This is a genomic window from Spirillospora sp. NPDC046719 (assembly GCF_040645715.1).
In the GTDB taxonomy this organism is placed as follows: Bacteria; Actinomycetota; Actinomycetes; order Streptosporangiales; family Streptosporangiaceae; genus Spirillospora.
Genome location: NZ_JBEYYT010000010.1, coordinates 1 through 12922 on the forward strand (window position 1 = coordinate 1; position 12922 = coordinate 12922).

5 protein-coding genes are annotated in these 12922 nt (G+C 72.8%); 1 reads left to right on the forward strand and 4 read right to left on the reverse strand.

All coding sequences use genetic code 11. From position 1 onward, the window contains the following. A partial coding sequence (locus ABZ914_RS03455) for an amino acid adenylation domain-containing protein (RefSeq protein WP_500191382.1) occupies positions 1-7975 on the reverse strand: 7975 nt, incomplete at its 3' end. A 333-nt stretch (positions 7976-8308) separates the two neighbouring features. Here ABZ914_RS03455 and ABZ914_RS03460 point away from each other — a divergent pair. Then, positions 8309-9124 carry a phenylalanine 4-monooxygenase gene (locus tag ABZ914_RS03460; RefSeq protein ID WP_500191383.1) on the forward strand — a complete coding sequence of 272 codons (816 nt, stop codon included), beginning with the start codon at positions 8309-8311 and terminating at the stop codon, positions 9122-9124. A 20-nt stretch (positions 9125-9144) separates the two neighbouring features. Here ABZ914_RS03460 and ABZ914_RS03465 read toward each other — a convergent pair whose 3' ends face one another. The 3 genes from ABZ914_RS03465 to ABZ914_RS03475 are packed head-to-tail and all read right to left on the reverse strand — an operon-like array spanning position 9145 to position 12796. Beyond that, the gene (locus ABZ914_RS03465) at positions 9145-10356 is read right to left on the reverse strand and encodes a cytochrome P450 (RefSeq protein WP_500191384.1); all 1212 of its coding nucleotides are present in this window, start codon (positions 10354-10356) and stop codon (positions 9145-9147) included. 36 nt (positions 10357-10392) lie between these two features. After that, positions 10393-11193, reverse strand: coding sequence for an alpha/beta fold hydrolase (locus tag ABZ914_RS03470; protein WP_500191386.1), 801 nt, complete (start codon positions 11191-11193; stop codon positions 10393-10395). Positions 11194-11209: 16 nt separating this feature from the next. Beyond that, on the reverse strand, positions 11210-12796 hold the full coding sequence (locus ABZ914_RS03475; RefSeq protein ID WP_500191387.1) for an MBL fold metallo-hydrolase: 1587 nt from the start codon (positions 12794-12796) through the stop codon (positions 11210-11212). Positions 12797-12922: the final 126 nt, after the last annotated feature.

A 12922-nucleotide genomic window follows, 5' to 3' on the forward strand; every position in this document is an offset into this window, starting at 1 on the left:
CGCCCGTCACGTCGGCGACCGGCAGCGGGAACGGCGCGGGCGGGTCGACCAGCTGGCCGGGGACGCCGTCCGAGCCGGCGACCAGCCGGGACCGCAGCACCTCGTGCCGCCGGACCAGCGCGGTCAGCGCGGCCTCCAGCGCCCGGACGTCCAGCTCGCCGCCGAGCGGGATCGGCATCCGCACGTTGTACTCCACCGACCCCGGCTCGACCTGGTCCATGAACCAGAGCCGCTGCTGGGCGAACGAGAGGGGCAGCGGCCCGGTCCGGGGCACCGGGACCACCGGCGGGGCCGCCGCGCCGGCGGCGGTCTGCTCGATCACCGCGGCCAGGTCCCGCAGCCTCGGCTGGTCGAACAGCGCCGCGAGCGGGATCTCCACCCCGAACACTTCGCGCACCCGCGAGGCCACCCGGGTGGCCAGGAGGGAATGGCCGCCCAGCTCGAAGAAGTGGTCGTCCGCGCCGACGCGTTCGGTGCCCAGCACCTGGGCCCAGATCCCGGCCAGCAGTTCCTGGGCGGGTGTCGACGGGGCCACGAACACCCCGAGGTCCACCCGGTCCGACTCGGGAACGGGCAGCGCCGACCGGTCCAGCTTCCCGTTCGGCGTCAGCGGGAGCGAGGCCAGCTCGACGAAGACCGATGGGACCATGAACTCCGGCAGCCGCCGCCCGGCGAACTCCCTCGCCTGCGCCAGGACGGCCGCCCGGCTGCCCAGCGGCCGGCTGGCATAGGTCGCGAGCGCCGGGGAGCCGTCCGCCGCCGGAAGGTAGCAGGGTGCCGCCCGGCCCGCGCCCGGACCGGTGAACACCACGTCGAAGCGGCCGTCGTCGGCGCCGGACGACCAGGTGACCGCCACCTGGTAGCCGGCCTCGGCTCCCAGCGCGTAGAAGTCCTCGGGGTCGGCGCCCGGCACCGCCTCCTCGGCCTCCCCGCCGTCCAGGGCGCGGACGGCGGCGAGGTCGGCGGCGAGCCGGTCGTTCGGTACTCCGCTGATCCGCAGGAACCGCGGGTGCTGGCGGGCCAGATAGTCTCCGACCGCGGCCGGGGCCGCCAGCAGGTTCCACGGCAGGCACGGCACCTCGGGCTCCGCCCCGTCGGGCGCTGGGCCGCCGGTCTCGAGCGCGGGCGCCTGCTTGGTGAGGACCACGTCGTACCGGTAGCGGCTCAGCTCGTTGCGGAACCGCCCGCGTTTCAGCAGGACGTCGATCCGGTCGATGCCGGGCAGCCCGCGCGCGGCCGCGGCGAAGAACTCCGGGTCGACGAGCAGTTCCTTCTCCCGGGCGATGCTCCGCTCGGCCGCGGCGCGGACCACCACGGGGTCGTCGCCGCGGCCGCGCTCGATCGCCGTGTGGAACAGCCGCAGCAGGCGGAGGTTGCGGACGTCGCCGAGGAAGACCGTCCCGCCCGGCCGCAGCAGCCCCAGGGCCTTGCCGAGCACCTCGGTCAGGTACTCGGCGCTCGGGAAGTACTGCACGACCGAGTTGACGACGATCGTGTCGAAGTAGCCGGCCGGCAGGCCGCCGACGTCGTGCGCGGCCTGGGCGCGCAACTCCACCCGCCCCGCGAGCCGCGGGTCGGCCTCGACGTTCGCGCGCAGCAGGTCGATGGCCTCGGCGGAGAAGTCCGTCCCCCAGTACGTCTCGCACCGCGGCGCCAGCCGGGCCAGGATCAGCCCGCTGCCCGCACCGATCTCCAGCACCCGCCGCGGGCCGAGCGACAGGATCCGGTCCACCGCCGCCTCGCGCCACTCCGCCATCTCCTCGACCGGGATGGCCGCGCCGTCATAGGAGCTGTTCCAGCCGGTGAAGTCCTCGCCGAACTCCTGGTCCTTGGTGCCGGCGTACAGGTCGTCGTAGATCTGCCGCCACTCACCGACCTGCCGGCCCTCCGCGAACCTGTCCCGGTCCTCGTCCGCCTCGGCGGCGCCCGGCACCAGGTACGCCACCAGCCGCCGGTCGCCCGGCCGGTCCTCCCGGGCGACGACGACCGCCCGCGCCACTCCCGGGCACTCCGCGAGGACCGCTTCGACCTCGGCCGGCTCGATCCGGAACCCGCGCACCTTGAGCTGCTCGTCGGCGCGGCCGACGAACTCCAGCACCCCGTCGGCGCGCCAGCGCACCAGGTCACCGGTCTGGTACATGCGTGCCCCGCCGCCGGTGAACGGGTCGGCGACGAACCGCCCGGCGGTCAGCGCCGGGCGGCCGCCGTACCCGCGGGCCAGCCCGTCGCCGGCGATGTACAGCTCGCCCGCCACCCCGGCCGGGACCGGGTTCAGGGAGCCGTCCAGCACGAACAGCCGGGCGTTCCACACCGGCCGCCCGATCGGCGGTGCGCCGCCGTCGGGTTCGAGCGGATCGCTGATCGTGCCGCAGACCGTGACCTCGGTCGGCCCGTACGCGTTGACCATCCGGCGGCCGGGCGCCCACCGCGCCACGGCCTCCGCCGGGCACGCCTCGCCGCCCACGATCAGGGTGCGGAAGATGGTCGGGGACACCACCGGCACCCCCGCCAGCGCGGCCGGCGGGATCAGCGCGAGGCTCACCCCCCGCTCCTCCAGCGTCCTGGCCAGGACCTCGCCGATCAGGCGCACGCCCGGGGCGAGCACCAGCGTGCCGCCGGACAGCAGCGCCATGCAGAGCTCCCAGAACGCGGCGTCGAAGCTCAGCGAGGCCAGTTGGAGGACCCGGTCGCGCCCGTCGAGCCCGAGCCGTTCCTCGCTCACCCCCGCCAGGCCGGCGATCCCGGTGTGCGTCACCACCACGGCCTTCGGCAGCCCGGTGGACCCGGACGTGTAGATCAGGTAGGCGGGCGACGCGGGCAGCAGCGGCCCCCGGCGGTCTCCGCGCCCCAGGTCCGTCCCGGCCAGCCCGGCCACCTGCCGGACGACCTCGGGGTCGTCCACCACGATGTGCGCGGTGCCCGCGCCCCCGCCGGCGGCCGCGTCGGGAGCCGTCGCGGCGCCGGTGACGACGAACTTCGGCTTGGCGTCGGCCAGCATGAACGCCACCCGCTCGGCCGGATATCCCGGGTCGACGGGCAGGAAGGCCGCGCCGGCCTTCACGATGGCGAGCACGGCGGTGACCATGTTCACGTCCCGGTCCAGGGCGACCGCGACGACGTCCTCCGGCCCCGCGCCCGCTCGCACCAGGTGGCGCGCGAGCCGGTTCGCGTCCGCGTTCAGCCGGGCGTAGGTCAGCTGGACGTCCCCGCAGGAGACGGCCGTCGCGTCCGGGGTCCTCGCCACCTGCGCCTCGAACAGGTCCGGCAGCGTGGCCGCGGCCACGGGTGCGACGGCCTGGTTCCAGCCGGACACGAGCTGCGCGCGCTCGCCGGCGGCCAGGACCTGGATCTGGTGGACCCGCGTGTCCGGACGGGCCGCCACCGCTTCGAGGACCCGCATCAGGCGCCCCGCGACGGCCTGGACCGTCGGCTCGTCGAACAGGTCGCACGCGTACTGCAGATGGCCCGCGAGTCCCGCGGGCCTGCCCGCGTCGTCGAACTCCTCCGCGAGGAACAGCGTCAGGTCGAACTTCGCGGACCCGACCCCGGCCGGGTACGGCTCGGTGTCCAGCCCGGCGAACCCCTGCTCCGCCCCGGTCGGCGGGACGTTGCGGAACGCCAGCATCACCTGGATCAGCGGGATCCGCGACAGGTACCGGGCCGGGTTCAGCACCTCGACCAGGTACTCGAACGGGATGTCCTGGTGGGCGAACGCGCCCAGGTTCACCTCGCGGACGCGGGCCAGCAGCTCGCCGAACTCCGGGTCCCCGGACGTGTCGGCGCGCAGCACCAGCGTGTTGACGAAGAACCCGACCAGGTCGTCCAGCGACTCGTCGGTGCGGCCCGCGATCGGCGAGCCCACCGGCACGTCCGTGCCCGCGCCGAGCCGGGTGAGCAGCGCCGCCAGACCGGCCTGCACCACCATGAACATCGTGACCCCGTGGGTCCGCGCCAGCTCCGCGAGCGTGGCGTGCAGGCGCGCGCCGCCCCGTACCGGCACCGCCGCGCCCCGGTGCGACGCGATCTGGGGATGCGGCCGGTCGGCCGGCAGGTCGATCTGTTCCGGCAGCCCCGCCAGCGAGGTCATCCAGTACGACAGTTGGGCGGCCGCCGCCGATTCCTGGTCCTCGACGCTCCCCAGCATCTCCCGCTGCCACAGCGTGTAGTCGGCGTACTGCACCGGCAACGGCGCCCACTCCGGCTCCCGCCCGTCGCGCCGCGCGGCGTAGGCCATCGACAGGTCGCGCCCCAGCGGACCCATCGACCAGCCGTCGGACGCGATGTGATGGACGACGAGCACCAGCACGTGCTCGCGCGGGCTCACCGCGAGCAGCACCGCCCGCACGGGCGGCTCGACCGAGAGGTCGAACCGGTACCGGCTGACCTCGGCGACGGCGGCGGGCAGCTCCTCCGGGCTCACCCGCCGCACGGACAGCAGGTCCGCCGCGGCTTCGGGAGGAAGCACCCGCTGCCAGGCGACTCCGTCGTCCACCGGGAAGGTGGTCCGCAGGCTCTCGTGCCGGACGACCAGGTCCGCGAGCGCCGCGGCGAGCGCCGCCCGGTCCAGTTCGCCGGACAGCCGCATCGCCACCGGCACGTTGTAGGTCTCGCTCGGCCCCTCGAGCTGCGCCAGGAACCAGAGCCGCTGCTGGGCGAACGACAGCGGCACCCGGTCGGGGCGGCGCCGCGGCCGGAGCGCCGCCCGCGCCGTGCCCGCGCCGTCCAGCTGGAGCGCCAGCCCCGCGGGGGTGGGGCTGTTGAACAGCGTCCGGACGCCGAGCTCCGCCCCGAGGGCCGACCGGATCCTGCTCATCAGCCTCGTCGCGAGCAGCGAGTGGCCGCCGAGCGCGAAGAAGTCGTCGTCGGGCCCGGCCGCCGGAACGCCGAGGACATCGGCGAAGAGGCCGCACAGGATCTCCTCCTGCACGGTCCGCGGCTCCCGCCCGCCGGACGCCGGGGCCTCGGGCGCCGGGAGCGCCGCACGGTCCACCTTTCCGGCCGGCGACAGTGGGAAGGCCGCGAGCCCGGTGTAGACCGAGGGGATCATGTAGTCCGGTAACCGCTCGGCGGCGAAGGCGCGCAGCTCCGCGTCCGGCGGAAGGCCGGCGCCGTCGCCGGCCGGGACCAGCCAGGCCGCGAGCCGCGCCCGAGCGCCCTCGCCGGTGACCGCCACCACCGCGGCCGCCACCGCCGGATGGGCGGCCAGCACCGCCTCCACCTCGCCGGGCTCGACCCGGAACCCGCGGAGTTTCACCTGCTGGTCGATCCGGCCCCAGAATTCCAGCCGCCCGTCGGCGCGCCACCGCACCAGGTCCCCGGTCCGGTAGAGCCGGGACCCGTCGGCGGCGAACGGGTCCGCGACGAACCGCCCCGCCGTCAGCGACGGCCGGTCATGGTAGCCGCGGGCGACCCCGAGCCCGGCGATCAGCAGCTCGCCCTGGCCCCCCACCGGTACCGGGTTCAGCCGCGGGTCCACGACGTACACCCGGGTGTTGTCCACCGGGCCGCCCAGCGTCACGTCCGCCGGGTCGGCGATCCGCGTGCACGTCGACCAGATGGTGGTCTCCGTCGGCCCGTACATGTTCCACAGCTCCGCCGTGCGGTCCAGGATCTGCCCGGCGAGCTCCGCCGGGAGCGCCTCGCCGCCGCACAGCGCGCGCAGGCCGGGCGCGCCGGGCCAGCCGTCGTCGACCAGCATCCGCCAGGTGGCGGGGGTGGCCTGGAGCACCGTGACCGCCCGCCGCCCGATCTCCGCCGCCAGCTCCCCGGGCGCCGCGGCGGCCCGCCTGCTCGCGATCACCAGCCGCGCTCCGGTCAGCAGCGGGAGCCAGATCTCCAGGGCGGCGATGTCGAACCCGGCGGTGGTCACCGCGAGCAGCACGTCGGAGCCGTCCACCCCCGGGCGGCGGCTCATCGAGGCCAGGAAGTTGCGCAGGCTCCGGTGCTCGACCACGACGCCTTTGGGCCGCCCGGTCGACCCCGACGTGTAGATCATGTAGGCGGGCCGCGCGGGCCGCGGCGGGGGCGCGGGCGCGATCGGCGCCGCGGCCACCGCCGCCCGCACCTCGGGATCGTCCAGCCAGACCGGCCGGGTCCCGTCCGGCAGGTCGCCGTCGGCCGGCAGCGCCGCCGCGGCCGCGCGGTCCGCGACCAGCACCGCCGCACGGCTGTCGGCCAGCATGAACGCCAGGCGTTCCGCCGGGTGGTCGGGATCCAGCGGCAGATAGGCGGCGCCGGCCCGCCAGACGGCCAGCATCGCTACCACGAGGTCGATGCCCCGCGGGAGACACAGCGCCACCACGGTGCCCGGCCCGGCGCCCGCCTCGCGCAGGCGCGAGGCGAGCCGGCCGGCCCGTTCGGCCAGCGCCGCGCGGGTCAGCGAGGAGTCCCCGGAGACCACCGCGACCGCGTCCGGGGCCTGCGCCGCGCGCTCCGCGATCGCTTCGGGCGTCCCGACCGGCTCGGGCGCGGCCACCGCGGTGTCGTTCCACTCCCGGACGACCTGCTCCCACTCGCCGGACGACAGCATCGGCAGCCCGCTCGCGCGGGCGCCGGGCGCGCGGCCGACGGCGTCCAGGAGCGCGGTCAGGTGCCGGGTCATCCGCCGCATCCGGGCGGAGTCAAACAGCGCCGTACTGTAATGGAACGACCCGGCGAGGCCGTCGCCGCGCGGGGCCAGCATCACCGACAGGTCGTACTTCACCGGCTGCGGTCCGGCCAGCTCGGCCGATTCGGCCGGTCCGGCCAGCTCGGCCGCCCTGAGCCCGTCGGGTCCTTCGGGTCCTTCGCCTGCCTCGGGGCCGCCCGGTCCCGCGTCGGCCGCCTCGGCCAGGTAGCTGAAGAAGACCTGGAACAGCGGGGTGCGGGACGGGTCGCGCTCGGTGACCAGCTCGTCGACGAGCTTCTCGAACGGCAGGTCCTGGTGGTCGTAGGCGTCCCGGGCCAGCTCCCGCACCCGGCCCAGCAGTTCCCGGAACGACGGGTCCCCGGTCAGGTCGAGGCGCATCACCAGGTTGTTGACGAAGAACCCGATCATCTCTTCGGTGCCGGCCCGGTTGCGGTTGATCAGCGGCGTGCCGACGACGACGTCGTCCTGACCGGTGTAGCGCGCCAGCAGCATCCCGAAGGCGGCCAGCAGCGCCATGAACATGGTGGCGCCGGTCTCGTCCGCGACCTCGCGCAGGGCGGCCGCGGTCTCCGCCCCGACGGTGAACTCCGCGACGGCCCCGTCGGCCGAGCGCACCGGCGGACGCGGCCGGTCCGCGGGCAGCGCGAGCTCCGGCGCTCCGTCCAGCTTCCGCCGCCAGTAGTCGAGCTGCCCGTCCAGCACCTCACCGGAGACCCACTGCCGCTGCCAGAGCGCGAAGTCGGCGTACTGCGCCGGAAGCGGGGGCAGCGGGTCGGGCCGGCCCGTGCGGAAAGCCTGATAGAGCGCCAGCAGCTCGCGGCGGAAGATCCGCCCCGACCACTCGTCGAACACCACGTGGTGCGCGGTCACGATCAGCACGCACTCGGCGTCCCCGATCCAGACCAGGCAGGCGCGCAGCAGCGGCCCCGCCGCCAGGTCGAACGGCGTCAGCCGGGCGGCCGCCATCAGGCGCCGCGCGGTACCGGCCGGGTCCTGCGCCCCGGAGACGTCGACGACCGGGAGCGCCAGTGCCTCCGGCGCGCCGACCACCTGGTGCGCCGTCCCGTCGGACCCGGCCACCAGCCGCGTCCGCAGCACCTCGTGCCGGCGGATGATCGCGCTCAGCGCCCCGCCCAGGGCCCGGACGTCGACCGCGTCGCGCAGCGGCACCGCCATCGGCACGACGTACTCCACCGAGCCCGGCTCCAGCCGGTCCAGAAACCACAGCCGCTGCTGCCCGAACGACAGCGGGAGCGGCCCGTCCGGGCGCGGCTCCCATTCCTGAGGCGAGACCTGCTTCCCTCGCAGCCGTAGCTTCAGCAATTGACGCCGTGCCTCGGAATGCATCAACTGTCCTTCCTTGCCGCGGCTGCGCAGTGGGCCGCTGCGGACCATATCGACGGGCAGCGACGCTCGCTCGCTTGCAGTAGCGAAACCGATTCCGGTCTGTGCAGTATCCGTTCCGGCAGGTCATAGTGCCATGGCGACTATAGTCCAAATGACGTTATATGGAAACGCGCCGGCCGTTTGTCTGCGGCATGGCACACGTTGAACACCTCGGGGCCGGCACACCCGGTATACGCTCGGCCCACCGCACCGCGCCAATCACCGCCGAAGATGCGGACGCCGCCAATATCAGCGCCTTATCCGACAGGCGCCGCCAACAGAAACGAGAAGCGTATGCCCGACGAATTAATGCACATCTCCGAAGGTTACGGCAAGATCGACGGCCGCTGCGCGGACCGGCGCGAGGACATCAAGAAGCGGATCTCGGGGCACCGGCCCGGCGCCCGCCTGCCGAAGGTGACCTACGACGCGGAGGAGAACGCCCTCTGGGAGACGGTGATCAGCCGGCTCCACAAGATCCATCCCACGACCGCCTGCCACCGCTACATCCAGGCGGCGGACCGCCTGGTGCTCCCGCTGGACCGCGTCCCCGACCTGCAGGCCGTCTCCGACGAGCTCCGCGACCACACGGGCTTCCAGCTGCTCCCGGCGGGAGACCTCGTCCCGCCCAAGGACTTCTACTGCGGCTTCACCGACAGCTACTTCTACAGCACCATGTACATGCGCTGTCCCGCGGTGCCGTTCTACAGTCCCGACCCCGACGTCCTGCACGAACTCGTCGGCCATGCCGTCATGCTCACCGACCCCCTCTTCGCCGACCTCTACCGGCTCTTCGGCGAGGCGGTCTCGCGGGCCCGGACCGACGAGCAGATCGATCAGATCAGCAAGGTCTTCTGGTTCACGATGGAGACCGGCCTCGTTCGGGAATCGGGAACCCTCCGCGCCTATGGTGCGGCGCTCCTCTCCTCGGCCGGCGAACTGGAAGGCATGGACGAGGTCAGCCTCACGCAGTTCTCCATCGACAAGATGCTGCGCCAGCCGTACGACATCTACCAGTACCAGCATGTGCTGTTCGTCGTGGACTCCATCGACGTCCTCGCCCGCGAGATCCGCGGTTTCCTCGGCGACCTGCTGAGCGCCGGCGCCTGACCGCGCCTGACCGCGCCGTTTCACTCGTCCGGATCGGCCAATGCGGCGGCGTCGCCATCGAGCTCTATCTGCAGACTGCTCATGCCCTGCAGGAAATTGGAATAGAGATAACGCTCCGGCGCCGTCTGCCGCATGCTGACGGCCGCGACGCGCAACGCGTCCAGCATCGCCGTTATCTCCGCCCGTCCCAGGTAGCCGCCGAGGCAGAAATGGCGGGCGTACCCGAGCGCCACGTGCTTGTTCGGTGCCCTGCCGAGGTCGAACCGGCCCGGATCGGGGAACACGGCCTCGTCCCGGTTGGCGGACGCGAACCACAGGGTGACCAGGTCGCCGGCCGCGATGCGCTTGCCGCCCAGCGTCGTGTCCGCGAGCGCGGTCCGGCCGAAGTGCATCGTGGGAGTCGTCCAGCGGAGCACCTCCTCGCACGCCGCCTCCGGGGTCACCGCACCGCTCTTCAGGGCCTCCCACTGGTCCGGGTTGTCCATCAGCGCCTTGACCGCACCGATGATCGCGAGGCGGTTGGTCCCGTCTCCGCCCATGACGAGGCTGTAGCAGTTGAGGATGATGGTGATGTCGTCGAGGCGCTTGCCGCCCACCTCACCGGTCGCCATCAGGCTGATGGGATCCGACCCCAGGGACTTGCGGCGCTCCGCCACCAGGCCGGAGAAGTAGATCAGGATCTCCCGCCGCGCCGCGGGGTCCTCCCCGCTCTGCGATTCGTAGTCCAGGGACAGCGCCGACTTGGTCAGCTTGAAGACGTACTGCCGGTCGCCGGCCGGAACGTCCAGCAGGTCGCAGATCGTCTCCAGCGGCAGGACCGAGGCGATGTCCCGGGCGACGTCGCAGCCGCCCCGCTCGATCGCCTCCGCGAGCAGGCGGCGCGCGGTCCGCCGGACCCGGTGCACGACGGGTTCCAGGACACGCGGGGCGAACGCCTTGAGCAGCAGCTTGCGCAGCTCGGTGTGGTACTCGCCGTCGGACACGGCCAGCATCCGGCCGCCGCCCGAATCGCCCCCGTTCAGCATGGTGGCGAGGACGTTGCCCTTCTCCGACGTGTACACGGTGTCGTCGCGGAGCACGTCGAGCACGTCCGCGTAACGGCTCACCACCCAGAAGCCCGGGCCGTAGTCGCTTTCCGGATGCCAGTGCACCGGATCCCGCTCCCGCAGCCCGCGCCAGATCTCGTCCATGTCGTGCGCGGCGAACGTCCGCGGATCCGCGAGATTCGGCACGGCAACGCCTGCAATATCGGCCATAGTGTTTCCCGCTCAGTTCTTGTTGAGAAATTCGATGATGGCGTCGTTGACCTCGGCGGGACGCTCCAGGTAACCCGAGTGCCCGCCGCCGGCGATCTCCACGAAGTCGCAGTCCGGAATGGCGTCGGCCACCTCCGCGCCCAGATGCGGCGGTGTGATCAGATCGTCCGCGAACGCGATCACCCGGCAGGGAGCCGTTATCGCGCGCAGGGCGGCCCGCCGGTCCGCGCCGGTCTCGATCCACGCCTGGCCCGGCGCGGTGCCGTTCGGAGCGGCCAGCCGGAACGCCCCGAGCCACGGCGAGACCGCGGCGTCGTCGTTCAGGGTCGCCGGGGAGAGCATCTGCAGGGCGGTCATGGCCGCCTGGTGGTCGGCCGGCGGCGCGGTCCCGCTCGTGAGGACCGCCCGTTCCGCCCTCTCCAGCGCCGCCCGGACCGTGTCGGAGCGCGACTTCGTCGATATCAGGACCGCGCAGCGGACGAGGTGCGGCCAGCGGATCGCGAGCTCCTGCGCGATCATGGCCCCCAGCGAGGCCCCGACGATCCGGCACGGTGCCGCCTGCAACGCCTCGATGACGCCTTTCGTGTCGGCCACCAGATCGTCGATGGAGTACGCGCCCGGGGGGACGTCGGACGGCGGGATCCCGCGGTTGTCGAGGGTGATGGCCTGGTAGCCGGCGCCGACCAGCGCGGGTGTCTGGTGCATCGTCCACACCCGCCCGGCCGCCGCCTGGCCCATGATCAGCAGTACCCGCTCGCCGCGGCCGTGCCGCTCGTAACAGAGCCGGATTCCGTTGGTGTACACGTACGGCATGGCGGGCCCGCACTCCCTACCAGCGGATCTCGTGCTGCCCGTACAGGTGGTCGGCCTTGACTCCGTTGTCGGCGCACCAGTTCATGAACTCGGCCACCTGCTTGAGCTGGAAGGAGTCCTCGTTGTAGCTGGTCGCCATCACGTGCCCGACCAGCCAGTCCTCCTCCCCCATGGCGTACACGTAGGCCTCGTCGGCCCCGAGCTCGGTGACGATGGCGCCGGCCTGCTCGGCGTTGGAGCCGGACATCGTCCGCGAGTCGCTCATCTTCTTGGTCATCGGACGGGTCAGCAGGGCCTGGTAGACCCACGTCAGCGGGGCGCCCGCGCACTCCATCCCGAGGAAGGCGACGTCGACCGGGCCCACGTGGGCGCGGATGTTCCGGTAGAGCGCGGGGTCGATGCCGGACGAGTCCGCGCCGACGAAGACCGTCCGCCCGCCCAGCCGCACGCAGTAGGTGCTCTTCGCGCGGATGTCCAGGTCGGCGTGCTCGCCCAGGAAGGGCGTCGCGATGACGCTCCCCCCGGGGAAGTCCACCTGCGTGTAGTCGTCCACCTCGACCACCGGCAGGCCGAGGCGGGTCAGGTAGAGCGCGAGGGACGGGTCGCTCAGGTTGCCGCGCGAGGACCGCGGCACCACCACGGTGCCGACCCGGCCGCGCAGCTGCATCAGCGTCTCGGGGACGACATGGTCCTGGTGCCCGTGGGTGAGCAGCACGAGATCGATGTGGTCGGGCAGGTCGCGGTAGGTGTAGCGGCCGGCCGCCGTGCTGTCGGCGCTGACCCAGGGGTCGGTGACGATCGCGGCCTCGGGCGTCTGCATCACCAGGCTGGCATGCCCGAAGTAGCGGATCCGCGCTCCGTCGTCGACATGCCTGCTCGGGGCCAGGTCCGGCGCGTCGCACAGCAGCCCGGCCAGGAAGGCGCTCTGCTCGTCGTCGAGCTCCAGCGCGTCGCGGAGCCGGCCGAGCGTCGTGGGGGCGAGCCTGGCGCCGAACAGCTCTTCCAGGCCGGGGTGCCGGAACGGGAGATGGAGATCGAGCACGTCCGGCCCCGGGAGCCGCGGCGTGCTCATGATGAAGGGCCGCTCGATCCCCGTCTCGATGGACAGCTGCACCGACTGGCGGTCCTCGTCGTACAGCTCGCTGGAGTACACGACGGGTTCGAGATAGCGGAGCTGCGCCTGGTTGTTGGTGTCGTACGCCACCTCCACCAGGCCGGAGAGGTCCGCCGGCAGCTTCGGGTACAGGGGCGTCAGGTCGAATCCCGTCGCCTGCTGGCGCACCATCTCCTCGGCGTCGGACACGGCCTCGGCGAAGCGGAGCATCGCGGCCCGGTCGCGTTTGATCGACGCCAGCAGGTCGCGGACCTCGCCGCTGCGCTCCTCGTCGATGTTGACGAAGAATCCGCCCCTCATTTCCGGGTCCCTGCTGCTGTTGATATGGACCTTCGGCGCCTGCAGATACGCTTCCAGCATCGGCACCTGAAGATAGGCGAGGTTCATCGACGCCTGCACCGGCGCCAGCGTGTTCAGGGAAACGTAAAACCTGTCCACCAGCGGTTCGATGATGACGTTCGGCCGGAGAAACCTCGGCTCATTCTCCATCTGCGCTCCAGTCGTTTACCAACGGCTTTCGGGTCGCCGATCGACGCGGCAATATCATCACACGCGCCCGGGCCGGCCACTAAGCGTTTAACTGCGGCACGGCACCAGTTGCGATGCGGTTTCCGG